The 23,435-nt window shown below is 33.3% G+C and carries 27 protein-coding genes, 1 tRNA gene and 1 pseudogene; 5 read left to right on the top strand and 24 right to left on the bottom strand.

Going from position 1 to position 23,435, the window contains the following annotated elements; genetic code table 11:
- Positions 1-4: 4 nt before the first annotated feature.
- From CD29_RS13270 to CD29_RS13245, 6 genes are all read right to left on the bottom strand, one after another.
- Positions 5-1,054 (bottom strand): serine hydrolase domain-containing protein, encoded by a 1,050-nt coding sequence (locus CD29_RS13270; protein ID WP_036187752.1) that lies wholly within the window; start codon positions 1,052-1,054, stop codon positions 5-7.
- Positions 1,051-1,998 (bottom strand): GNAT family N-acetyltransferase, encoded by a 948-nt coding sequence (locus tag CD29_RS13265; RefSeq protein WP_036187748.1) that lies wholly within the window; start codon positions 1,996-1,998, stop codon positions 1,051-1,053. Before CD29_RS13265 ends, CD29_RS13270 begins: the two co-directional genes overlap by 4 nt.
- Positions 1,995-2,966, bottom strand: coding sequence for an N-acetylglucosamine kinase (locus CD29_RS13260; protein ID WP_036187745.1), 972 nt, complete (start codon positions 2,964-2,966; stop codon positions 1,995-1,997). The genes CD29_RS13265 and CD29_RS13260 overlap by 4 nt, the downstream gene beginning before the upstream one ends.
- 223 nt (positions 2,967-3,189) lie before the next feature.
- Positions 3,190-3,262 (bottom strand) — tRNA-Val (locus tag CD29_RS13255).
- Positions 3,263-3,553: 291 nt separating this feature from the next.
- Positions 3,554-4,144 (bottom strand): serine/threonine protein kinase, encoded by a 591-nt coding sequence (locus CD29_RS13250; protein WP_052124158.1) that lies wholly within the window; start codon positions 4,142-4,144, stop codon positions 3,554-3,556.
- Between the two features lie 456 nt (positions 4,145-4,600).
- Positions 4,601-4,855: a hypothetical protein gene (locus CD29_RS13245; RefSeq protein ID WP_036187742.1), complete on the bottom strand. Its 255-nt coding sequence runs from the start codon at positions 4,853-4,855 to the stop codon at positions 4,601-4,603.
- 465 nt (positions 4,856-5,320) lie between these two features.
- Here CD29_RS13245 and CD29_RS13240 point away from each other — a divergent pair, with 465 nt between their 5' ends.
- Both CD29_RS13240 and CD29_RS13235 read left to right on the top strand, forming a co-directional pair.
- Complete coding sequence (locus tag CD29_RS13240) at positions 5,321-5,797, top strand: DUF2975 domain-containing protein (RefSeq protein WP_036187739.1); 477 nt, start codon at positions 5,321-5,323, stop codon at positions 5,795-5,797.
- Between the two features lie 10 nt (positions 5,798-5,807).
- A complete protein-coding gene (locus CD29_RS13235; protein ID WP_036187736.1) occupies positions 5,808-6,023 on the top strand; it encodes a helix-turn-helix domain-containing protein in 216 nt (71 codons plus the stop codon).
- A 60-nt stretch (positions 6,024-6,083) separates the two neighbouring features.
- On the opposite strand, the gene CD29_RS13230 is transcribed toward CD29_RS13235, so the two are convergent.
- Entirely contained in the window at positions 6,084-6,893 is an 810-nt protein-coding gene (locus CD29_RS13230) for a VanW family protein (protein WP_036187734.1), read from the bottom strand.
- A 257-nt stretch (positions 6,894-7,150) separates the two neighbouring features.
- Here CD29_RS13230 and CD29_RS13225 point away from each other — a divergent pair, with 257 nt between their 5' ends.
- Positions 7,151-8,095, top strand: a complete 945-nt coding sequence (locus CD29_RS13225; protein ID WP_036187733.1) for a C40 family peptidase — start codon at positions 7,151-7,153, stop codon at positions 8,093-8,095.
- A gap of 62 nt (positions 8,096-8,157) precedes the next feature.
- On the opposite strand, the gene CD29_RS13220 is transcribed toward CD29_RS13225, so the two are convergent.
- From CD29_RS13220 to CD29_RS13170, 11 genes are all read right to left on the bottom strand, one after another.
- Positions 8,158-9,177, bottom strand: a complete 1,020-nt coding sequence (locus CD29_RS13220) for an AI-2E family transporter (protein WP_036187731.1) — start codon at positions 9,175-9,177, stop codon at positions 8,158-8,160.
- Between the two features lie 377 nt (positions 9,178-9,554).
- Positions 9,555-10,703, bottom strand: coding sequence for a DUF4367 domain-containing protein (locus CD29_RS13215; RefSeq protein ID WP_036187728.1), 1,149 nt, complete (start codon positions 10,701-10,703; stop codon positions 9,555-9,557).
- 180 nt (positions 10,704-10,883) lie between these two features.
- Entirely contained in the window at positions 10,884-11,186 is a 303-nt protein-coding gene (locus CD29_RS13210; protein WP_036187725.1) for a TIGR04104 family putative zinc finger protein, read from the bottom strand.
- A 140-nt stretch (positions 11,187-11,326) separates the two neighbouring features.
- Complete coding sequence (locus CD29_RS13205; protein WP_036187719.1) at positions 11,327-12,319, bottom strand: NADPH:quinone oxidoreductase family protein; 993 nt, start codon at positions 12,317-12,319, stop codon at positions 11,327-11,329.
- A 301-nt stretch (positions 12,320-12,620) separates the two neighbouring features.
- On the bottom strand, positions 12,621-13,064 hold the full coding sequence (locus CD29_RS13200; RefSeq protein WP_036187716.1) for a DUF4275 family protein: 444 nt from the start codon (positions 13,062-13,064) through the stop codon (positions 12,621-12,623).
- Positions 13,065-13,119: 55 nt separating this feature from the next.
- Positions 13,120-13,644 (bottom strand): AAA family ATPase, encoded by a 525-nt coding sequence (locus tag CD29_RS13195; RefSeq protein ID WP_036187714.1) that lies wholly within the window; start codon positions 13,642-13,644, stop codon positions 13,120-13,122.
- A gap of 101 nt (positions 13,645-13,745) precedes the next feature.
- Complete coding sequence (locus CD29_RS13190) at positions 13,746-14,177, bottom strand: NUDIX hydrolase (protein ID WP_036187711.1); 432 nt, start codon at positions 14,175-14,177, stop codon at positions 13,746-13,748.
- A complete protein-coding gene (locus tag CD29_RS13185; protein ID WP_036187683.1) occupies positions 14,177-14,767 on the bottom strand; it encodes a histidine phosphatase family protein in 591 nt (196 codons plus the stop codon). The genes CD29_RS13190 and CD29_RS13185 overlap by 1 nt, the downstream gene beginning before the upstream one ends.
- Before the next feature lie 55 nt (positions 14,768-14,822).
- Positions 14,823-15,251, bottom strand: coding sequence for a GNAT family N-acetyltransferase (locus tag CD29_RS13180; RefSeq protein ID WP_036187679.1), 429 nt, complete (start codon positions 15,249-15,251; stop codon positions 14,823-14,825).
- A 16-nt stretch (positions 15,252-15,267) separates the two neighbouring features.
- Positions 15,268-15,453, bottom strand: a complete 186-nt coding sequence (locus tag CD29_RS13175; RefSeq protein ID WP_036187676.1) for a hypothetical protein — start codon at positions 15,451-15,453, stop codon at positions 15,268-15,270.
- Between the two features lie 68 nt (positions 15,454-15,521).
- Positions 15,522-16,712 carry an MFS transporter gene (locus tag CD29_RS13170; RefSeq protein WP_036187674.1) on the bottom strand — a complete coding sequence of 397 codons (1,191 nt, stop codon included), beginning with the start codon at positions 16,710-16,712 and terminating at the stop codon, positions 15,522-15,524.
- Positions 16,713-16,809: 97 nt separating this feature from the next.
- On the opposite strand from CD29_RS13170, the gene CD29_RS13165 reads away from it, so the two are divergent.
- Together CD29_RS13165 and CD29_RS13160 are read left to right on the top strand one after the other, a co-directional pair.
- The gene (locus CD29_RS13165) at positions 16,810-18,471 is read left to right on the top strand and encodes an ABC transporter substrate-binding protein (protein WP_036187671.1); all 1,662 of its coding nucleotides are present in this window, start codon (positions 16,810-16,812) and stop codon (positions 18,469-18,471) included.
- Between the two features lie 186 nt (positions 18,472-18,657).
- On the top strand, positions 18,658-19,419 hold the full coding sequence (locus tag CD29_RS13160) for a CPBP family intramembrane glutamic endopeptidase (RefSeq protein WP_036187661.1): 762 nt from the start codon (positions 18,658-18,660) through the stop codon (positions 19,417-19,419).
- 272 nt (positions 19,420-19,691) lie between these two features.
- Here the strand turns inward: CD29_RS13160 and CD29_RS13155 are convergent, their stop codons facing one another.
- The 6 genes and pseudogenes from CD29_RS13155 to CD29_RS13130 form a co-directional block, all read right to left on the bottom strand.
- Positions 19,692-20,096, bottom strand: a complete 405-nt coding sequence (locus tag CD29_RS13155) for a hypothetical protein (RefSeq protein WP_036187658.1) — start codon at positions 20,094-20,096, stop codon at positions 19,692-19,694.
- A gap of 166 nt (positions 20,097-20,262) precedes the next feature.
- The gene (locus CD29_RS13150; protein ID WP_036187655.1) at positions 20,263-20,517 is read right to left on the bottom strand and encodes a hypothetical protein; all 255 of its coding nucleotides are present in this window, start codon (positions 20,515-20,517) and stop codon (positions 20,263-20,265) included.
- A gap of 78 nt (positions 20,518-20,595) precedes the next feature.
- Positions 20,596-20,994 (bottom strand): membrane lipoprotein lipid attachment site-containing protein, encoded by a 399-nt coding sequence (locus CD29_RS13145; RefSeq protein WP_036187653.1) that lies wholly within the window; start codon positions 20,992-20,994, stop codon positions 20,596-20,598.
- A 101-nt stretch (positions 20,995-21,095) separates the two neighbouring features.
- A pseudogene (locus CD29_RS19705) lies at positions 21,096-21,436 on the bottom strand (immunoglobulin-like domain-containing protein).
- A 157-nt stretch (positions 21,437-21,593) separates the two neighbouring features.
- Positions 21,594-22,160 (bottom strand): hypothetical protein, encoded by a 567-nt coding sequence (locus tag CD29_RS13135; RefSeq protein ID WP_169716184.1) that lies wholly within the window; start codon positions 22,158-22,160, stop codon positions 21,594-21,596.
- 204 nt (positions 22,161-22,364) lie between these two features.
- Positions 22,365-23,201: a hypothetical protein gene (locus CD29_RS13130; protein ID WP_036187648.1), complete on the bottom strand. Its 837-nt coding sequence runs from the start codon at positions 23,199-23,201 to the stop codon at positions 22,365-22,367.
- Between the last annotated feature and the right edge of the window lie 234 nt (positions 23,202-23,435).

Raw genomic sequence — 23,435 nt, 5'->3', positions numbered from 1 at the left:
CATTTTATAAATTTGTCATGATGAGATTATGTAAACGTGGTCTTAAACGATTCATTTTATCGTGACGTCCAAAATACACTCGATTTGTTAATAAAATGACGGTGACTTGAGCTTCTGGATCAATGTAAAAACTTGTGCCAGTATAACCTGTATGACCATAGGTTTTAGATGTCATTAAATCCCCTGCTGGACTTGCACCTTCACCTCTTAATTGCCATCCTAATCCTCGCGCTTCTGTTGAAAAAGGAGTAAAATTCTCCCTTGATTTTTGCAACCATAGAGGATAAATGATTTGATGATTGTTGTAGAAACCATCTTTTTCTAACATGTCACAGTATTTTGCAATATCCCCTATTGTTGAGAATAATCCAGCATGTCCACTGATACCTCCCATAAATTCGGTATTGTCATCATGAACAATTCCGTATTTATGTCCATTTAAATGCTCTAAATACTCAGTAGGTGCGTATCGTTGTCGTTTAACATTTGGTAAATAGGTTGTGTCGTTCATTTCCAATGGTTCGAAAATATATTTCTTTGAATATTGTTCAATTGGTAAACTAGAAACAATTTCTACAATTTTCCCTAGTAAAATGTATCCTAAATCGCTATAAACAACTTTGGTATCTGGTTGATATGTCAATACTTCGTTCGCACAAATATCCACTAACACTTCATCAAATGGAAGCTTCTTCTCGAAATACGGTCGATGTGCAATCAGACCAGAAGAATGCGTTAGTAGTTGTTTAATTGTAATCGTGTCTTTCCCTTTTCCGGCAAACCCTGGAATAAAAGAAGAGACCCGATCGTACAGGTGAATTTCTCCTAATCCAAGCAATTGTAAAATAGCTGGTGTAGTTGCAAGCACTTTTGTTAATGATGCAACATCAAATAGATGCTGCTGTGTCATTGGTACCTTGTCGTATTCCGTACTATTCATGCCGATAGCATCTTCCAATATCCACTGTCCTTTATGCTTCACCCGAATAACTGCCCCTGGAGTTACTTCTTTATCAATTTCCTTCTGTAAAAAAGTTTGAATTAGTTCTTTCACGATTTCACCCCTTTTGACATCGTTTGATATTGCTTCCACTTCGTAAACCCAAGCTTTCCATAAAATCTTTCAAGCTGTGTCCAATCAATTACGATATGATGCATTCCTCGCGCCATAAGTTCATTAACAGCTGCTTTTACTAAATCTAAACCAAAATTACTTCCCCTTACTGCACGGTCAATTCCTAAAGGTCCAATTCCTCCTAAAGGAGAAGAAAACAATTTGGACCAGTAAACATTTTGTGCAATCATTGGCGACTCGGGATCATTCATACGACAAAAACCTTTTAATTCGCCATCAATAAAAAACCCCATAAATTCTCTACCTGTAGAATTTATCTGAGTATATCGATAAGCTTCATAATGCCATCGACCAGGGAACACATCATTTAAGAAATTTAATAATTGTGGCAGATCTTCTTTTGTTAATACCCTGAAATGATCTTTAGAGTTTGATAGTGTAAAAGGGTTTTCATCTACAACTCTTTTCACTAAATCTATTTCAATAGAATCCTTTGTATATCCTTTATATTCAAACCATTTGATTGTGTCTGGTTGTTCTAAAGGAACCCCAGGAAAGTAATGCCATGGATCTCGCCCTAAACGAATTTCCTTCACATTCTGAAAACTCGACTCTGCATTTTGCAAAAGTGTTCTTCCAACGCCTTTTCCTCGCGCCTCAGGTTTCACAAGTAAACATTGAATCCATCCAATTTCTTGTGACATTAACGTTGGTGTTATTTCCTTAAATTGCTTCGCAATGACAAACCCTAGTAATTCTTGATCTTCTACTACTGCAACGGACCCTGTTCTTTGTAAATTAATATCATTTACAGTATTTTGAACCCATAACTCTTCCGTTATCGGAAATGATGTACCTAAGCATTTATTCCAAAGCTGAACAATTCGGTTAATTTCAATTTCTTCGATATTTACAAGTTTCATAGTTTTACACCATTATTTAATATTTCAACAAAGTTTGGCTCAATGTTTTTTTGAACAGCTCTTAACCCAGCTGCAATAGCTCCGCCAACCGGAGGAATTAAAGTTTTACTAAAATTCAAGTTTGGATTGCTTTCAATGGATAACTTTTGAAAGTGTTCAATAAAAATCACATCGTTTGTAAATACGCCACCAGATAATATTACGGAGGTATGATGATCTCGGTTAAATAATTGACTATGACACGATTTAATTGATTGCATCATTTTTTTACATGCCTTTTCTATAATCTTATTTGCAATTTGATCTCCCTGTTCTGCAAGTTTTACTACATATCGACTAATTGGAGCAATGACTGAACGAGGGTGATCTTTTCCATATATTTTTTCTATTAAATCAGGTACAGCTTTCACTTCAAAATGTTTTATGATAGCTTCAGTTAATGCGGTATCCATCCCTCGACCATCGTAATGTTGAAACGCTGCTCGAAGTGCTTCATTCCCCAAATAGAAGCCACTTCCTTCATCATCGAACAAGTATCCCCAGCCTCCAACACGTACCATTTTTTTGTTTTCATTTAATCCAATCGTTATAGCACCAGTACCAGCAATTTGTACAATGCCAGGCGAACCTAAAGTACCTGAATAAAGCGCATTAACTGCATCATTTTGAACAATGACAAGTGAATTTAAAGGTAAGTGTTGTAGAAGTAGAGATTTCATTTTTTCATCTCTACCACTTTCACCAACACCAGCCATTCCCGCAAAACAAACTTCTATTCTATTAAAAATATCCTTGTTATTTTCACGTAATTGGTTCAATAAATCGATAATCACATGTTCAAATTGTTCTTCTGATAGTGTATTGGGGTTACTTCTTCCTGTAATCGCTTGACTGTAAACGTTTCCATATTCGTCAGCAATTAAAGCTGTTGTCTTCGTCCCACCACCATCAATCCCTAAAATGTACATAAATTTAACCCCTTTTACTTCCATTTCCTTTATTATAATTTTCTGAAATATTTTTTCAACAATTGTTTTATATTTCGTTATTTTATTTTAATATTCGTTAATTTTCGGTCAATTGAATAATTTGTACATAAACACTATGTTATTTGCCACGGACTATATAGTTGGAAAATAAAAAAAGCCAAAAACACTTAATAAATAAGGGTTTTTGGCTTTTGTTTGACTATGGTCTCGACAGGGCTCGAACCTGCGACCCCCACGTTGTCGACGTGATGCTCTCCCAGCTGAGCTACAAGACCTAATATTGTGATAACCAAATATTAACACAAAATCTTAAAGTTGCAAATATCTTTTATCGTATACTTTGGTATTTCTGGTCTGGATAAATGAGCGGACTCCATTGCCTGTTTGAATTACGAGCAAGTTTTGCGGTCTTATGAGCGACTTTGGGTACTTTTTGAGCAACTTTTCTTGGGTTATGAGCAACTCCATCCACTGCGCATCTTTACCAACAACTTTCGGGATCTTATGAGCAACTTTTCATCAGTAATGATCATCTTTTACTTGCGGGAACACAAGCCCGTTGCATCTTACCTCTTTTGAAGATATATTTTTCGGATTAATTCAACTAACCAAATTGGAACTTTCCTTCCATTGAATAATGGGTAATATAAATCATAACCTTTTCGTAAATACTCCCACCTGAAATCATTTTCAGCTTCCAAATATTCAGAGACATCAATTATCTTTGCTCTGCCATTTTGTAATAGTATATTTTTCAAATGAAGATCTCTTGGATTCAAACCTTTATTACGAGCATATTCTCTCGCATTTTCAACGTCAAAAATTACCTGCTGAGGGATATGGATTCCTTGAAGTAAACAGTCAAAAAGAGTCAATCCTTCCTCAAAACTCACTACAAGAAAATCTTCATACGATGCATAACAAGTCGAGAAATAAGGTGATACACCTAAATTTTTATATACTTCCGCTTCTTTAGTTACTTTAATTGTTTTTCCTTTTGCATATTTTTTAAATGCAAAATTTGGTGCATTATAACAGTAAAATACAGCTGCATCTGTCCCCAATCCAATGCATTTCAAGTCGCTTGTAACACCATCTATTGATACTGGCTCATTATTTGGATTGGAAGTGACAGTTACTTTATTAATAGAGTCCATTGCTATTTCCCATTCTCGCTCTATGGTATCCCGCCTCACCAATCGAATTTACGTTAACATTTGAAATGTTGAATTTTTTTTAAAAGTAAATAAATAATTATTAACTAATTTGTGTTGGAACAAAAAAATAACAAGTACGTATGAAAAACAAAAAAAGAGCTATACTATTAAAGATTTCACTTCAATCCAAATGACTAAGGAGGGTTAACCCGATGAGTGCGAATGATCGTTAACTCAGAAGGACCAACGAAAACTGATCATGCTGGTGCTAATTTTCTTAGGGTAAAAACTTAAGATGTAAAGCAGAAGCGGAGGCAGGGTGTCATGGCGGAAGATAGCAAGTGATAATCAAGCCCGGAAATTTATTTCCGGGTTTTTAATATTTACGTTAAATATTCAGGATTATGTGTAAATTACCCAATTAATAAATGAACTTCTACTTTTACACCAAATCGTTTATAAATTCTTTACTAATAAAAATAAAGACGCACTATAAATATCTGCTGGAACGGCATTTACATAGACAAACAATGGTATGGATTTTAAGTAAATCATGGGAGGCTTTTTCAATGGCTTAAGATTTTCTCTTTTGAATTCATTTTTTTCACTTGAATCTGAAGTAGTTTGATCGACTTCATTTTTATCTTGATTCAAATTGGGATTTTCAAAATCAGCAGCTAAAAATGCAAATCGAGAGTTTAAGATTGCCAATTAGACACTCCTTCGCACCATATTTTTCCCTAAAAAAAAATACAACAAATAATTTAGATTATATTATTCTATTTTTCGACAATTGCAGTTATTACTTTTTACTTTATACATTTTCTTATAGGGATTTGTAAGTCATTCATACTTCAAGTAATTAGCCTTTAATTGGGTAGCTTCTGAACAGTTTCTACCTTGAAAAGCACTATAAATATCCTTAATTTGGCTTCTCATGGACAGTTCCGCCTAGCTTCGAATCTGTTTTGTCCATGACAACGCCCTTAGAATTGATTTGTTAACAAACTCCTAAATCACCGTATTTTCTTCAAAATTATATTAACTCGTATTAACAAAATACTTGATCGCACAATAAATTCATTAATAAATTGTTGATTTTAAATAATTATTTATTGATAAACAATAAATAACGTGTTAATATCAATTGAACAATAAATTAGTGAGGTGTTTTTTATGAAAAGAGGAACAACACTCTTTTTAAAGTTAGCGTTAATCATTATGGGGATTCCTGTTCTTGCACTAGGAATATATGGATTCTTTGATCTTTCAAACAATCCTGCAAATCCAGAGTATGCTCACATACTATATCCAATTGTTATTGGTATGTATTTATCTGTTTTACCTTATTTTGGCGCACTGTTTCAATCTTATAAACTGTTAACTTACATTGATAAAAACAAGGCTTTTTCATTGATTTCAGTTACAGCGCTTAAGAAGATTAAATATTGCGGAATTATTTTCAGTGTATTCTACATTCTAGTTATCCCTTTTGTTTATATGGTTGCAGAGATTGACGATGCACCAGGTTTGATCATCGTTGGAATGGTTCCTATTTTTGGTGGATTAGTCATAGCTGTGTTTGCTGCTGTACTCCAAAGACTTTTACAAGAAGCGATTTATATTAAATCTGAAAATGAGTTAACGGTCTAGGGGTGAGGAAATGGCTATTATTATAAATATTGATGTCATGTTAGCAAAAAGAAAAATGAGTGTAACGGAACTTTCAGAAAAGGTTGGAATTACAATGGCAAATCTTTCAATACTGAAAAATGGAAAGGCAAAAGCGATCCGCTTTTCGACGTTAGAAGCAATTTGTAAGGCTTTAGATTGTCAGCCAGGAGATATTTTAGAATATAAAGATGATCAAGAAAGTTAATCCATATAAAAAACGTTATTTTCAGGTGAGAATAACGTTTTTTTCTTATATGGACAAATATTACGTTACAAGAATGTTTTCAGGGATCGGATACTTAACTTCAGAAAAGTTTTTGATTAGTAATTCTTCATTTACCAAATTACCCGTCTTTTTTTCTATCGTTTTTCTCCAAATCTCATTTTGGCGATAATTTTTCCCATTATGTTTTAGGAATTGATGATTTCTTTCCTCAATATGATACGCATAAGGCATTCCTTCATTAGAGAAAATAGCACCCTTTAGATGTTTTTCTGTTAACCAAAGCTTTATTTGAAAAGAATTCGATGTTGGGTTAAACAGGCGAATGTCAACGTAATTGTAAAATACACTTGCACCACTTCCAAATGGAAGTGTTCTACCTGAATCAGGGAATGGATCAAAACTATGATGATGTCTTTCGGTTACTACCAGTGGTGTATGTAAAGCCATCCAGTAAAGTAAATTTGCTAGCTGACAAATTCCTCCCCCGATACCCGTTTTTACCTCTCCCCTTGCAAGCTGCATACCTTCAATATAACCTTTGTTTTTTGTCGTCTTCCCTACTAATTTCCAAAAAGAAAAGGTTTCGCCAGGACCTATAATAATTCCGTCTATTTTACTTGAAGCGATTTTTAAATTGACAATTTTATTTTCTTGTAATTGAGGATCACTATTTCCTAATGTTCTTCTCAATAATGATTGGTGTTTTTTGCAAGTGTGGTGGAATGTGGTTGATAGTTGTTTTTTTGTTGCAAATTTTTTTCTGTCCCTTAGATTTACAAATCCCCGAAAAAGCCTTTTTTGTCCAATTCTTAGATGATAGAAGATAGGGTGAATTTCAGAAAGTCTCACTTTTTTATCCTCCTAAACTACTAATGAATTTTGTTAGTAAATGGTATGACCAAATTTCCAAATTATGTTTTTGTTTTTTCTTCAAAGTTAATCCATCTAAGAGAATCCTATAATGGCAGACTTTCAATCTATTATATTGAAGATTGGATAGATTACCAATATTTAAGGTGTTTTTTATCTCTAATACTCCATGATAGAGTGGACTTGTGAGAACGAAAGAACAAATTACGACAAAATACATCCTAGGAGTGAACTAATTGAAAAAACAATTAATCACAATGACGGCAACTGTTGGAATTTTATTTTCTTCTGCATTCAACACCCAGGCATCGGCACATGAGTTGAATCATACAGTTCAATCAGGAGACACACTCTGGAAAATCGCAACTGAAAATCAAATATCAGTACAGGATTTAAAATCTTGGAATCAACTTATATCAGATACAATTTATGTGGGACAAAAACTAACTTTACTTGCTCCTCACACACATACAACTTACGGTACATATACAGTGAAATCTGGTGATAGTCTTTTCATCATTGCGACAAATCACAATACCACTATTTCACAAATAAAATCTATTAATCAATTAGCTTCTGATATGATTTATGTTGGCCAATCATTAAAAGTACCATCTGCCACTTCAACAAATGATACAGCTCCAAAAACATATACTGTGAAATCCGGAGATTCTTTATGGCTGATTGCATCAAAACATGGACTATCCGTTCAACAATTAAAAACAATGAATGGCCTTGCTGGTGATGAAATTTTCGTAGGACAAGTGTTGAAATTGACTTCAGAAGGTTCGACTACACAAGAACCTGAAGTAAAAACATTAAATGTTGAAGCATTAATCGCAGAAGGCAAAAAGCATCTTGGTGCTCCATATCAATGGGGAGGAAGTACTCCTGCTGGCTTTGACTGCTCAGGTTTTTTAAACTATGTTTTTAGTAAAGTTGGCGTTTCAATTCCCCGTACGGTAGAAACTATCTATGACGCAACGACTTCTGTTTCAACACCAAAACCAGGCGATCTAGTATTCTTTACAACTTATAAAGAAGGTCCAAGTCATGCTGGCATCTTCATTGGAGATAACAAATTTCTACATTCAGGTACTTCAACTGGTGTAACGATTACTGACATGGATAATCCATATTGGAAAGCCCGTTATCTAGGAGCTAAAAAAGTAAATCTTTAAAAATAAAAAAGCTATTTTGAACAATTTTAGTTCAAAATGGCTTTTTTTGTCCACATTATTTTCTACTTTTTCAATGATATCCTTCTTAAATCAGAAGACCCTTTGATCACTTCTACAATAAAGACAAATAGTGGTATCCCTATAACTAATCCCCATGCACCAAATAGTAATTCACCAACCATTAGTACCATGAATGTAAAGAAAATCGGGATTTTCATTGTAATAGAGTAAAGCTTTGGATTTAAGAAATACGCCTCAATTGCATGAATCACCATTATCATGACGAATACATAAACAACGTACATTACTCCACCGATTTGAAAGGCTATGATTGAAAGTGGAACTAATGAAATAGCTACACCAATTACTGGCATTAATCCTAAGAAGAAAATCATAATTGCGAGTCCTAGTATGTTCGGGAATCCTAATATGAATAATCCAATTACCGATAAAATTGTGTTCACCGTAGAGATTTGAATTTGAACTTTAATGGCTAAACCAAATGTATTTAAAAAACTGTTTCCAAAGTGAATGATTTGATTATAAATCTTTTCTGTTTTGGACGTTTGAAAAGTCCTACAAAAAGCTTTGATTTTTTCAATTTCTAATATAAAGAAGAAACTTAATAAAATCGCCACAAATGCTTCTAATAAAAACGTACCTACATCAGCGATACCAGCAAGGAGTGTATCCGCAATATTCTTTAAAATTCCATCCATATCTAGATTTTGAATATATTCATAGATTTTTTCAGGAACGAGGTCTCTAAATTGTTCAATATTAAAGGAAGAACTTTGAATGATAATCGCTGTTAACTGTTGAATTGCTGCAGGTAGGTAAAGATAGCCCGTTAACACAACGACAAATAAAATAATGCTATACATTAGAACGACTAACAGTTTGGGTCGCTTTAGTGATGGCGGTAAAATATGTAGTATTTTAACAAATGCTGCATATGCTAAGTATGTAAAAATAAAGGTTAGTAGTAAAAAATTTAATGCATTTTTAAAAAAGAACAATAGACCAATTATTACAATAATAATCATCCATTTAATGTTCACATTCTCTTTAAACCAATTCATTCATTAACCCCTTCACTCCCTATTCGGAATATTACCGAAATGTCAATTTGATTTCATTTTTTTCAATTAAAGCGTAGCATGTGAAGGTATGCATAGACAATATAAATATTTCATTTTGACTACTTTTTTACTAAGCATTAACAATTAATAAAAACGTATGAGAAGTAGATCTTCTTCTGTTTCAAATTGTGTTAAGGTATTTCCTTAACTCCTACACAAACATATCTTTATATAATATTGTTTACCTTTTGAAAGTGTGCCTAATACAATAAACGTAAGACATAAAAAAGCCGCATCGATTAAAAAGGATGCGGCTTTCATTTTTTATTTAGTTGTTAGTATTATGTCATAATTGTAATCTAACTGAAATATATCGACTATTGTATACTTTCTACAACCTCTAATACTTGCTCTTTTGTAAGTTCTGTACTAGATGCAGAAACTTCGTATAACAGTCCATCTTCTTCCCAGCTAATACTTACATAGTCTTCCATTTCAAATAGAACGCCAGTAGTTCCACGAACAGCGATTTCATCACCTTCCATATCTTGAAGTGAAAGGTGTTCAACAGGATTGCTTGATACTAAAATCCAGTTGTTTTCGTCTTTATCGTAGCTTAACATAGCCATTTCCATTGTTTCGTCAAAGAAACCTTCTGTGTATACATAACCTTCTGGAAGGTTAGTAGGTTCAACAATTACATAGTTTGATAATTCTTGAATCTCATCTACACTCATACTTCCAAAACCAGAATACATTTCGTCTTCTGTCACTGCGTTATCAATTGCCTCTTGAGGAATTTCAATTGGGTCTACTCCATTAATATTGGAGATAGTTGCTTCACCCTTCATTTTTAAAGGAATTTTCGTTCCTTCCATATCCATTTCAAGGTCAATGTTAAATACTTGTGTTGTTTGGATGAATGATTCTTTATCTACATGATACTCTAAATCAATTTGATTGATTTTAATTGAATTAAGTAATTCTTCCATTTCAGGATTAGCAGCAAGATCTGTACCCATTGATGAAGAAACATAATCTTCTATTAACACTTTATAAGTCTCATCATTACCTGATAAAGTTAATATATATTTTTCATCATCTTCAGTCATTTCGAACTGATCAGTAAATGATTTTAACTTTTCCATACTTTCTTCGTTTAATTGATCAAAACTTGTTATTCCTAATTCTTTTGTATCCATTTTAAGCCATTCGCCGAACATACTCATATATGCAGCGTCTTTGTTCATGTACATTTCAGAAATGATGTCCATACCAAGTGCTTCCATATTCATCTTAAAGTACATTGCATCAGGATTATGCGTAATATCACCATCGATTGACATCTTTTGCTCCATGCCATCTGCATCAATATCTAAATCCATTTTAATAGAATAACTTTTAAGTGCCGTACTTTCTTCAATTGATTTCGCTAATACTTCTGACTTGTCTAAATCCTTTGCTCCACAAGCTGATAAAACAAGTAGTAGTAAAAAACTAGCTAAATAAAATCCTAACTTTTTCACCGAGTTTCTACCTCCAATATTAGATTAACCAATTAAACATTATATAATCATAACATTCATCAATAAATCTGGCTATCTATTATTCTATAATAATATTACTAGTTTTCAACATGAATCTTTTGTCAAAAAGTGCAGCCGTTATGTACTAATAACAATTACTCTAGTCATTTCTTGCTATTTTTATTTATGTTCGGACTTATAGTTTACAACAAATGGCATTAGAAACGATATGCTTACACCAAACAACAAGACAGTCCCAAAGAAATAGATGGTTGGTAAAATAAAAGTACTCGACAAAATCTTAGCAAATATAAATAATGGAATAATCATGTAAAGTGTTGCTTTATATCTTGTTTTAAACTCAATACGATACTCCTTTTTACATCCTTCACATTGAATCGGTTTATAGCCTAACCAAATCGATTTGACTTTTGAAGACCAGCTTAACTTTTTGTTGCACTCGTTACAATATTGTATCCCCATATACATCCCTCCTACTTTCTACCATCCCAAATTTCTCTTTATTTTTCTTAGTTTATCATTTATTACATTATCTGAGAAAGAACTACATCGACTAAAATAAGAAAGAGTAGCGAGATTTAATTGCTCTCGCCACTCCATTGTTAAAGTTTTACTAGAATTCTACCTCTAGCTTGTCCTTTTAAAAGTAGAGGTAAAACATTTGGAAGTTCTTGCAGGCTTACTTCTTGGTGAATGAATTGCTCTAGATTTTCTAATTTAAAATCAGTAGCAAAGCGATTCCATACGTTCAAACGAGTTTCCATATCACAATTCACAGAATCAATTCCTAAAAGATTTACACCACGTAAGATGAATGGAAAAACTGTTGCAGGTAGTTTTGTTCCTCCGGTTAACCCACTAACAGCGACCGAACCTCCATATTGAATTTGACTAAGTAGAGATGCAAGAGGTTCGCCTCCCACTGGATCTACAGCTGCTGCCCATTTTTGTTTACCAAGTGCTCGAACTTTCCCATCAAACACTTCTTCACGTGAAACAATTGAAGTTGCACCGAGCTGCTTTAAGTAGTCATGTTCAGATTCTTTACCCGTACTAGCTTCTACCTCATAACCAAGCTTTGATAGGATGTAAACAGCAAAACTACCAACCCCACCTGTTGCCCCTGTCACAAGTACTTTTCCCTTTTCAGGTGACACTCTATTTTCCTCAAGTCGTTGAACAGATAACGCTGCAGTAAAACCAGCAGTTCCAATAATCATCGCTTCTTTTAATGTAAGCCCTTTTGGTAGTGGGACAATCCACTTGGCTGGGATTCTAGCATATTCACTATAGCCCCCAAAATGAGAGACACCAATTTCATAGCTCGTCGCGATAACCTCGTCCCCTTCTTTAAATTGTGGATTGCTAGACTCTACAACAACTCCAGCTAAATCGATTCCAGGAACGAATGGATATGAATTCACGATATTACCATTTGGTATCGCAGCCAAACTATCTTTATAGTTTACTCCTGAATAATGTACACGAATTAAAACTTCACCTTCTGGTAGATCTTGCAAAGTTAGCACCTGTACATTTACTGAAAATTGGTCTTCTTGTTTATTTACAATTAGCGCATTAAATGAATTAGTCAAAGAAAACTCCCCTTTCTTACTTCTAATAAATTATCTTTTTTTAACTAGCGAAAATCCAACTGAACCAAAGACACAAGTTACACCAATGACTGTTACGGCAAATATCAAATCGGGAGGACTATGAACACTATGAATCATTGACCAAAACCAAGCTAATTCAAAAAATAGAATTAGTCCCCAAAGTATATAAAGCCCTTTTTACTTATCATGATACATGATTTCACTCCTATTAAGTTGCGTGGCACTCTAAAGGTTCCTGAAAATTCAGGACGATTCCCATCTATTATTCTGTGTATCATGGCTAACTTTTTTGACAAAAGTAGGGACCACACAAACCTGTTTCATGTGTTCTTACATAAGTCCAATTAAAATCCTTGTCCACTATGTAAATATCTTCTTCATTCCCAAAATCCTTAGCTGAAATTGAGTAGGCATTATCAAGTATATATGCATCGTTTGAATTCTGATAAAAGACAAAACAAGACTGTTTTAATAGATTCTCAAATGCAAAATCAGCTTGTTCATCGTTTAAGTGTTCTTTTTTTTCATAGCTAAATATATGCCACAAAAATCCACATAACCCATCTTCATCATGTAAAAAGATAGAACGTTTCTCCTTTTCACTAAGATGGTCCGCAAAATGGACTTCAAATTGCTTTCTGAGGTATGTCCCCCACTTATGGATTTCAGTGACCTTTACGTTTTTCTTTTTAAGTATAGATACTAGATCTAATTTATGCTCCACTATAACACCTACTTATAAATGCTTAAGAACTTTTTTTCCATTAACCTCTTTTGATTTAATCATTAATATATTTTATAACTTCGTCAATATAAGATTCTATAGGTCTGCCAGAATCCACAACGATATATGGATGCTGTATTGGCTTTTTACTATTTGCAATGGTATAGTTGAACGTTTCTTCAGATTTTACCTCTTGTATTTGACTAATCATTCTTTCACGACTTTTTAATCTATTATTAATCTCATGAAAATTATTAAGATAGCATTCTACATATTTGTACTTCATATTGTACTTTTCAGCTAAACCAATACCTCTATCAACCATTTCTTGATATAAGCAGGGACTATCAAAAATAACATTATGCCCTTGGGATAAATGAAATTCGATTAAAGACCAGTCTATATTGTAAGTAATCTTACCAGCAAGCTTTGCGTCTATTGAATTAGCCTCTATTGAATTTAATAGCGAAGATTTTACAATATCGTGGTCTATAATGACTGCACCTGTTACTTTCCCAATTAGTCTCGATAGCGTTGACTTCCCAGAGCCTGGAAAACCGGACATTTGTACAAAAAACATATTCTTTACCTCGCAGTGCTACTTTTCTTACAGAGTTATAAAAAATTATTACACTTATTTATTCTATATAACTGTAAATAAACCTTTTTATATTGGTATTGCTAAAACTCAACTAAAAAGGGTTGAGTATCTTCATTTAAACAATATTCGATTCTTTCTCTAAAATTCTTAAATGTTACCATTTCTAATGCTAGTTCAATTGGAAAAAAGCCTACTTCTAAACTTTCTGGTGTTGTTGTTAACTCACCACCAACGGGCTTTGCTAGAAACAGTGTATTACAAATAGATCGGTTTACATTTTGGTAGATTCCGCAAAATTTTATAATTTCAACTTCAATCCCTGTTTCCTCTTTTGTTTCCCTGATGGCAGCTTGGCTTAAAGATTCTCCTTCTTCTACTTGGCCACCTGGCATTTCCCAACCTCGTCTTGGACCTTTTATTAATAAAATCTCGTTACGTTCATTGATAACAATTGTTGCTGCAGAGACTATATGTTTTGGTGGTGTGTAAGTATTTAATGAATTCTTATCCATTATGATTCCCCCTGATACGATGAGCTAGTAATCTTCCTACTTTTCCACAGTTTTGTAACGCTGATTAATCTTCTACCATTAAAAGATAATTTGTAAATATCTGGCATCTCTAGCCTTTTCCAAAAGCTAAAATCGTATTGCGAGTCGAAATATTTCATAATTAATACCATAATATTTCCGTGAGTTCCTATGACTATGTTTTTATGTTTATATTGATCTAGTACTAGAAAGGTTGCTTCTATCCCTCTTTTTTGAGCGATAAGATTTGATTCTCCACCTTCCCAGGAAAAATTCTCGTCTTCCCAGACTTTTGTGATGGCGTGGGTAAAGTCCTCTGCAGGTTGGATTGTTAATATTCTTTCTTTGAATCCTTCGACTATTTCAATTGGTTTCTGTATGCATTGTGCAATCCCTTCAACAGTTTGAATAGCGCGTTTGTACGGGCTTGATATTACCATATCAATTTTCTCATTTTTTAATATTTCTGTGATTTTGTTAGCATCTGCAATCCCTTTTTCAGAAAGCGGTCTTCCCATTTCATCTGATGAATACGTTGAATGGGCGTGCCGTACAAAATATAAATAAGTCAATGAGAAATCCCTCCATACATTTGATTTAATATTGATTAGTGGAAATGAAAACCACTTATAGCTTTTTTACAAATCCAATACTTTTCTCTAAGTAACCAAGAGTTTTATAAAATTGGTGTGCCTTCAGTCGCTCTGGACGGTTTCCGCTATTTAATACCAAACCTGAGGCACCAATTTCTCGTGCATAATTTTCGGCTTCTTCTATTAATCTCCTGCCGATTCCATTATTTCGATAGTCTGTATGAACAACCATTGCAACTATTCGAATATAGCAACCATCCATTTCGTAATAAAAACCTTTCATAAGGCCAATCATGCCCACTACTTTGCCATTAAGAAACGCAATCTTCGTTTTATAATCTTCCCTTGAATCGATAAGTTCAAAACGAGATTTCATTTTTTCAACTGTTGTAGGGTACCCTAGGTGTTCCATTAATATCGTCATTCCATCAACATCTTGTATTGTTGCAGATCTAATATCCATACCCATCCACCGACTTTCAATATCTATTTAACTCCAACAAACTAAACATAATCGCAGCTAATAAAATAAATGTAAGAGTTGCTCCTAATACTTTTTGATTATGAGGATTTTTACCATTTTTTAATTTTTCCATAAAGACAGCTAAGTTGTAAAACCATATTGCCCCGATTAAAGGTACGACTATTAATATAAAAAGAAGCAATAATTACCCACCCTTGCAATATTTGATTATTACTAGAATTCGCTTTAATCAATTCTAATTCCTTTTATTTACACAATCTCTGCAAATCGTGATCTTTTAAGCAATACAAATGTAATAAATACAACTATAGAAGATACGAAGAAAATATAAGGGATTGGCAATCCTTCTGCCCACAAGCCTCCTACTAATAAACCTGCTGGGACAACTAATTTAGCTAACATTGAAGATGTACCAGCTACTCGTCCTAACAAATGATTAGGTGTTGACTCTTGACGAATTGCAAGAAATATAATATTCGTCATCACTGAGGAACACGTTCGATATGCAAGTAGAACACCTAGTAACCACCAGCTTTGGGCAAAGAAAAATAATATTAGAACAAACGTATCAATGAGTGGTAATGCACAGTATATTTGACCACGTCTAAATTTTTTCTGTAATGGTTTCATAATTTTTGCACCAACAATCCCACCAATTGCAGAGATAGAATACATTAGTCCAAGCTGTTCTTTTGTATTACCAAGAACGTCAATAACATAGAAAGTTAAAACTCCGATTATTAAGCTCGTAGCAAAATTTGAAATTAACACGGTCATAGTAGGCATGAATAGATTTTTATTTCCTATTAATTCACGAATTCCTTCTTTCATATCTGCCCAAACTGATTGTTTTACTGGCCGAATCGGTGTTTCTGTTTTCTCAACCTTAATTGCAAATAGCCAGATTATTCCCATACAAACTACATAGATCCATAAAAAATGATCATATGTTAACCACATAAGTAATGCCCCTGCAATTGACGGACCTACAACAGAACTAATCGTATGAACAAGTGAAAACTTAGATTGAATTTCTGTCATCCAAGATTTATCAAATAACTGTGGTGCAATGGCGTTTGATGCATTACCAATTGTGTAGCCTACTGTTGCTAGTAAAAATCCTATTACGTATAGCTGCCACACATGTGATCCTTCAGCTGAAATCGAATATAGTAGAAAGATAGATAGCAAAAACCGTACTAAGCATCCGTAAACAATCATCACATTCCGATTAACCCGATCTACTACAACCCCTACAATCATTCCCAATAATACATTCGGTAAAAATTCCATTAGCCTCATAGTACTCATTGCAAGGGAGGATTTTGTTAAATCATATAAAACGAGCGGAATAATAAACGTATAAATGGCAGAATTCACTGCAGATAACACTGTAATTCCATATAAATATCGAAAATTTCTATTTGCAAAAATATTCACACTTTTCACCTCTCCCATTAGCGTATATGATTAAAAGGAGAACAAAAAGTGCTTAATCAATTCTATTAAGTTCACCTTTTTAGAAAGGGAGATTATTATGAATTACGAACTTGAACTTCACTTACACTTTCAGGAACAATGCCCTACCACCACTTCCATTGAAGAACTTGCACATATATGGAAGTGCTCAACAAGATACGCGAAAACAATTGTAAATCGTCTCGCTGCTGATAGAGTACTTACTTGGGAAGTGTTTCGTGGGAGAGGGAAAAAACCTTTACTAACATTAATACGTTCAAAAAATGATGCAATATATAATGTGTTTGATGAATTATGGAATAGTGAGAAGTTTGATAAAGCCTATGAACTATTAATGAATCATCAATTACTAAATCATCCCATTGGTGAAGAATGGTTAATGAATCGGTATGGAATTCAGCAACTACATTCAAATAAACATATGTTTCGCCAACCTTTTAGTAAAGTGGATGTGAATTTTGATCCACTATATGCCCTATCAAGACATGATTTCCATTTTGCAGAGCAATTACATGAAACGTTATTTACATTTCATGATGAAACGAATACAGTTGAACCAAATTTGTTATTTGACTTTGAGACAAAGGATTTTCAAACTTGGCGATTTATTTTACGAAAAGGTGTTTATTTCCATAATCACGAATTAGTTACAGCGATTGATGTTAAGAGAACATTACAAAGAGCTACATTATATACAAATGAGATTTTTACTTATAAACAGATCGAAATCCTAAATGATTATGAATTAATTATTTCTTTGAATAAAGCCTTTTCATTATTTACACATTATTTAGCAAGTTATCGAACAGCGATTTTACCCAAAAACCATCAACAAGGTAAAATTGGTTGCGGTGCTTTTATGTTTCATAGCAATACCGAAGAAAAACTACAGCTTGAAGTATTTCCAAATTATTTTAAGGCACGTCCATGGATAGATGGGATTGAAATACTATATACAAAAAATATTTCCAGCTTTGCAGTTTCGCCAAGACCCTTTGAATCTTCAGTTCCTTATACAGAAATGATTTTTGAGGAAAATGGGGCTGATTATATTTCGTTGAATGGGAAAACAGGTCCTTTAGTTAACTCTGAATTTAGAGAAACAATTTATAGTTTAATTGAATCAGCTGATTATGTTGTTCATGAATGGGGAGAAATCGAAGCAAATAGCTGGCTATATAAAAATATTAACACGCAAGTTAATACTAAACCTTTAATACCAGCCAAACAATTTCCTACATTAACAATAGGCGTACAACAAATTCGTGAAGGGGTAAATCATGAAAGAGAGGCTCTTATATTACAAGATGCACTCGCAAACTATGGCATTAGAAGTACAATTCAGATCCTTGATTTTAAGACAACCTATGAGGATATAACACACCAATTCGATTTATTTGTTGGAGGATTTGCACTTGGACGAGATGTAATTCTATCACTCATTGGGATTTACAAGTCCCCCCAAAATACAATTTTAGGAATGCTTCCAGCTAAAGAACAACTAATAGTACATAAACTGATTGAAAGTATCTACGTTAGTAATGATGTTGAAACGATTATGAATATACTTAATCAGATTGAAACAATTTTACAAGAACTCTATTGTTTAAAATTTCTTAATCATAGAACACACAAGCAATACATTCGTAATGATGTACACTATAAACGGATTCAATTTGATTCCCATGGAAGAATAGATTATAAGCGGATATATGCTTAATAATAGATATCCAAAAGAATGATTTGCTATGCTATGTTCAATTGAAAGAATTTGATATAGAAAGCACTAGTATCAATGTTTGTAGACTTGCCACTTCAATGTACTTTCAGGCTATCTTTTGGAAAAAACTACTATGCATTTCCCTACTTTTTCCTTATGATAGAACTAAAAAGATTAGGGGAATTTATGAGCTATTACGCAAAAGTATTTGCAGGTTTAATTGTGCTAGATATGTATTTGAACATTGGTATTGCAAGGTCGAGCGAACTTTGGCTACAAGTATTATTGGTCCTATTGTTTTTCCCGTTATTAAAAGGGATTCTTATGTTTACTAAGGTGAGTGAGTTTAAAAACATCGGAATAAGTTTCCATTCAAAGTGGTCCAGGAATTTATTGATTGGGTTTCTCATTGGTTTTTCATTTTGGCTAATTAAGTACGTTATTCAATTTTTTTTGCAAGGCTTTGAAATTACAGGCATTCTACCATTTCCAGAAATGATATTGCCGCTCTTAATGATTTTTCTTATGTTTTTTGTTGGTTCTTTTTTAAACGATATTATTGTTCGAGGGTTCGTATTTGGACATTTAAAAAATAAATTACCGATGAAATGGGTGTTTCTCATTTCAATCATAATTTATGCGCTAGATGATTCGTGGAATGAAGGCTTTAGTGTTGGGAACATTCTGTTCTCGGTAGTACTCGGCTTATCTCTGACGTATGCGATTTATAAAACTTGCTCGATTTGGTTAACAACAGGTATTCACTGGGGACTGAACGTTTGTTACGGGCTGATGAACGGCGCACTTGGTGGTTCAGGTGGTGGGATTATCCTAACACAAAACTATTCAACAACTTTTTTAACAGAAGCCGTTAATTATTTGACTCCTCTGATGATGTTTATCTTTATCTATTTGGTTAGGAATCGATTTACGAGGGTTGAAGGGTGAAGAAAATCGATCTTATGGGACAGTAGCGGCGAGATTTCACCACCTACTGTCTTATAAAGTAGATTTACGTGACACTAGTACCTGAATTTCACTCCCGACTGTCACAAAAAGTTGGTTTACATGACAATAGAGCCCGAGTTTCACCCCCTACTGTCACGAGAAGTAGATTTACGTGACACTAGTAACCGAATCTCACCTCCTACTGTCACGAAAAATTGATTTACGTGAAACTAGTACCTGAATTTCACCGGCTATTGTCACAAATAACAGACCTACTCCATTCCAATCAATTCAATAGTATAATCCTCATTAAACTTAACATTTACCCATTTGTTTGCATTAGATATATCTAGTTTATTTGTCATCTTTGATTGTGCAGCATTTAAATTTTCGCTGTAAGATAATTGTAATTTTATTGTTAATTCATTTTCAAATGGTGCTACATCAAACCAAATAACTTCGCCTTTTTCAAAAGCACTATTATCTGCGTTGATGACATTTTCGCTAAATACTTCTTTTCCACCATTTACGTAAGCTGTTAACGTGAGATGTTTAATATTTAAAGAGGCACCCATTTCAACTGAAATACCTTCCCCATGTTGTTCTGCTGATTTTGCTGAGCACCCAGCAATTATGAAAAGAGATAATAGTATCAGTGATAAAAATTTGATTTTCATTATATATCCCACCCTTTTGATTTCTAAAAACATTTAGTGCATTTCTTTGTTACTTTTCATAATATATTACCCATAACCGTTATTCAATATTTATTTATCGTGAATCAATAAAATTTTCACAATAAAAAAAGCCATCCTTCCTCAAAAGAATAGCTACATCAATTATTTAAATTGCTCTTTCACGTGGAATAATTGCGATTACAATCCCAATCAAGATGACAAACAATAACATACCTGAACTTATTACACCTATGCCCATCCCTACCCAAGATCCAATCATAAAGGAACTTAGAAAAACTGCCAAAAAGGCAAAAAGGCATATTTGCAAAGACCTATTATCAGATTGTTTTAGCGTTTTGGAAATGATAAAAACGAATAAATTGATTACAAATCCTAATCCGATTGGTATAAAAATATCCATTACACTCTCTCCCGTACAATCGCTTCAAATCTTGTTTACTCTAAACAGACATAACTTTCTCCTTGAAGCATCACAGAATTACTTACTATGAAGTTCAAATGATTCTTCAAAGTTATCCCATTTTACAATCACATTTATCACTTCATCTTTACCTACTTTTGCTCCACCTTTTGAACTCCCTGTAAATGTTAATGTTGATGGTGGTTCAGTGAACTCTTCAGACTCATATACTCTCTTATTTCTAGTTTCAAAAGAGTATTCAATTTTTTTTAATGATGACTGATCTTCTAATGATCCTTTATAGTTCAATATGAACTCATATCTATCTACGCTTTGTTTTCCCCATTTTTCTGTACTAAAATAGGAATATTCCGCTTCCCAATGTTCACTTTCTCCATTAAACTTATAACCAATAGTCATTTCTGAACAAGCCGTTAAAAGTAATAGTGAAAAGAAAAAAGTAATTATTTTTTTCAAATTTACTCTCCTCTCAGTAAGTGAATTGAGTTTTTGTATCATCCTACGCAAATTGCATTTGTTTCAAGAAAAAATTTCTGCTTTTTTAAAGGTTTTTGGGTTTAATCAACCGTAAACTCTGCAGTTAAAATAAAATTTTCAAAATCACCAGTATCTTGAAATTCAGATACTTCTTTCACCAAACGGTATTCTCCGGTTTTGAGCTTCCCGTAAATCCAACTCGTATCAAATGTCCATTCGTGCACTTCTGATGGAACTGCACCGTAGACAATATCAGTAAAAGAGTAGCGAACACCTAATATATATCTGGGACTTGGTACCATTTCCCATCAAATATCTTCTCCAACAGAAAATCTCCACCAAAGGAAAATTTCTTTTCTAAGTGATTCTCAAACGTTATCGTTAATCCAGTAGAGGTGTCCGTTCCGTTCTTTACAATCATCGTTACTCCTTCAAGATTGTTGACAGTGTTGTAACTTGTTGGTTCCCATTCAGCTGTAGATTGAGATGAAGCGCATGCCGATAAAAGAGTCAAATTTATTACCATACAGAATAGTAAAAGTAAATTTCTGATTATTGAAGCCCCCTTTACCCTTGACTTAAGGAATATATTGTTCAGTCAACATTACTACTTTACTATCAACAATATATAATTTGAAAAAACGTTGGTGTTCATTTACTGCATTTTTGAAGTCTTCAATAGATGCTATGTTTTTAATCATTGTCGATTCTAGAATAAAGAAATTTGCATTTTTATCGAGTGTCAAACTACTTATCTCTTTTTCTTCTATTACAAAGCCATTAGGTGCGCCGTCGTCCTGTTTCATTTCTGCAAATTGGATCTCCAATGTACTATTCGTACCATCAAACTTAATATCGTTAATAAATCCATGTTTACTTTCTATACTTGGATTATGAGATATGAGACTTTCTAGCATGTAGATTCTATTGTGTAATTGGCTAAGTTCGTCTTGATTGCTACGATTTAGAACTTCTACAAAAGTATTTAATTCCTCAATTTTAGTTTCGTTATCTTTTAGTTGAGCACTCAATTGATTAATTTGCTGCTGTAAATTGTCATATTCTACAGTTTCCACAGAAGTCTGCTGACCGACATCTTCATTAGTACAACCAACAAGGAATAACATAAGCAAGCCACTAAACAATATCTTTCTATTCATTATACTCCCCTTTATAAATTTACATATTTACCATTAGACGGAAAATCATATTAATATGTTTCAATAAAATCATTAGCTTCATGTTTATTGACACTAATCAGTTACATAGTACAAAGTACATAAATTTTAAAAAAATGGCATTAATCCTTTTTTGGATCAATGTCTTTAGTGCGTAAAATAGGAAACCTCTTAGCTAATCATATGATTATGTTCAGGTATTGTGAAATATAGATCATGAATGCGTTTTAGGCCTTTAGTATACTTTATATAAGATTCGTTGAAATGTCCTTCATGATATAAGCGCTTGGCCTCAGAAAAAATCCCAACTGTTTCATTTGCCCATGCATTAAAAGGCTCTTGTAAATTGAGGTGTTTCATCCGACTCATGACATTTAGTTCATATTCAATTGCTTCTAACAACGTATCAAATGCAGCATCATTATTTGGATCAGTGGGTTCATAATGAGTTTCAACAGTATCTACATCTAATTTAAAGAACTCTTCAAAGTCTCTTGTAAATTTTAGGGCTTTAAATTCACCTTTTGAATTCGGTTTAAGCTCGGTACGCCAATACAAATAGGTAAAAAGTAGATACTCTCCATACTCCTCCAAACCTTCTGCGAAACCAGCGTGACCTAGGGGCATATCTCTGTTAAACACATCCCTAGCAGCTAATGAACCCGTTCCATCATAGAGCATTTGTTTCTGTTCTTGAGATAGAGGTTCAAGTTTTTCGTAATAATTACAAATCTGTATTAAGTGCGAAGGGATTTCTTTACCAGTTGTATCATTGCATTTTAATTGATTTGTTACGACCTCATCAGCTTCAACATAAATCGTCCAATCATCATTTGTATCTGGATTGTCTATAGAGTGAATTTGTTTATGTTCTTCATCTAATTTAGGTTTATCTTCAATAATCTTATTATCTAATTCTATTTCGTTAACTTCATTCGATTTGCTTGAATCACATCCTACAAGGATAAATACTAGTAATAATGTCAGAATATATAAGTTTATATTCAAAAGTATCACCTCATTTTAATTTGAGTTTGCGTTCTTTTTTTTATGCACTCCTACATAAAAAAATAAAAAATTCATGTTGCGTAGGATTATGGATAAAATAAAAATATTTTTCTATTAATTTAATTACTTCAACATAAAAGGCATTAACCCTTTTTATTTGGATTAATGCCAGCGTTTGTATAGCTTATGTATTCTTTATCTATTGAATTTTTGTGACAAGTGGTCTTAATGCCT

The sequence above is a fragment of the Ureibacillus manganicus DSM 26584 genome (genome assembly GCF_000772945.1).
Lineage (GTDB): Bacteria > Bacillota > Bacilli > Bacillales_A > Planococcaceae > Ureibacillus > Ureibacillus manganicus.
Note: the sequence above shows the minus strand (reverse complement) of the source record. Positions and strands in the feature narration are given on the sequence as shown.

Excerpts from the sequence above, each read along its gene's own strand:
- CD29_RS13265 (WP_036187748.1), bottom strand. The coding sequence starts at position 1,998 with ATGAAACTTGTAAATATCGAAGAAATTGAAATTAACCGAATTGTTCAG.
- CD29_RS13260 (WP_036187745.1), bottom strand. The coding sequence starts at position 2,966 with ATGTACATTTTAGGGATTGATGGTGGTGGGACGAAGACAACAGCTTTA.
- CD29_RS13250 (WP_052124158.1), bottom strand. The coding sequence starts at position 4,144 with ATGGACTCTATTAATAAAGTAACTGTCACTTCCAATCCAAATAATGAG.
- CD29_RS13240 (WP_036187739.1), top strand. The coding sequence starts at position 5,321 with ATGAAAAGAGGAACAACACTCTTTTTAAAGTTAGCGTTAATCATTATG.
- CD29_RS13235 (WP_036187736.1), top strand. The coding sequence starts at position 5,808 with ATGGCTATTATTATAAATATTGATGTCATGTTAGCAAAAAGAAAAATG.
- CD29_RS13220 (WP_036187731.1), bottom strand. The coding sequence starts at position 9,177 with ATGAATTGGTTTAAAGAGAATGTGAACATTAAATGGATGATTATTATT.
- CD29_RS13210 (WP_036187725.1), bottom strand. The coding sequence starts at position 11,186 with ATGGGGATACAATATTGTAACGAGTGCAACAAAAAGTTAAGCTGGTCT.
- CD29_RS13195 (WP_036187714.1), bottom strand. The coding sequence starts at position 13,644 with ATGTTTTTTGTACAAATGTCCGGTTTTCCAGGCTCTGGGAAGTCAACG.
- CD29_RS13190 (WP_036187711.1), bottom strand. The coding sequence starts at position 14,177 with ATGGATAAGAATTCATTAAATACTTACACACCACCAAAACATATAGTC.
- CD29_RS13180 (WP_036187679.1), bottom strand. The coding sequence starts at position 15,251 with ATGGATATTAGATCTGCAACAATACAAGATGTTGATGGAATGACGATA.
- CD29_RS13165 (WP_036187671.1), top strand. The coding sequence starts at position 16,810 with ATGAATTACGAACTTGAACTTCACTTACACTTTCAGGAACAATGCCCT.
- CD29_RS13160 (WP_036187661.1), top strand. The coding sequence starts at position 18,658 with ATGAGCTATTACGCAAAAGTATTTGCAGGTTTAATTGTGCTAGATATG.
- CD29_RS13155 (WP_036187658.1), bottom strand. The coding sequence starts at position 20,096 with ATGAAAATCAAATTTTTATCACTGATACTATTATCTCTTTTCATAATT.
- CD29_RS13150 (WP_036187655.1), bottom strand. The coding sequence starts at position 20,517 with ATGGATATTTTTATACCAATCGGATTAGGATTTGTAATCAATTTATTC.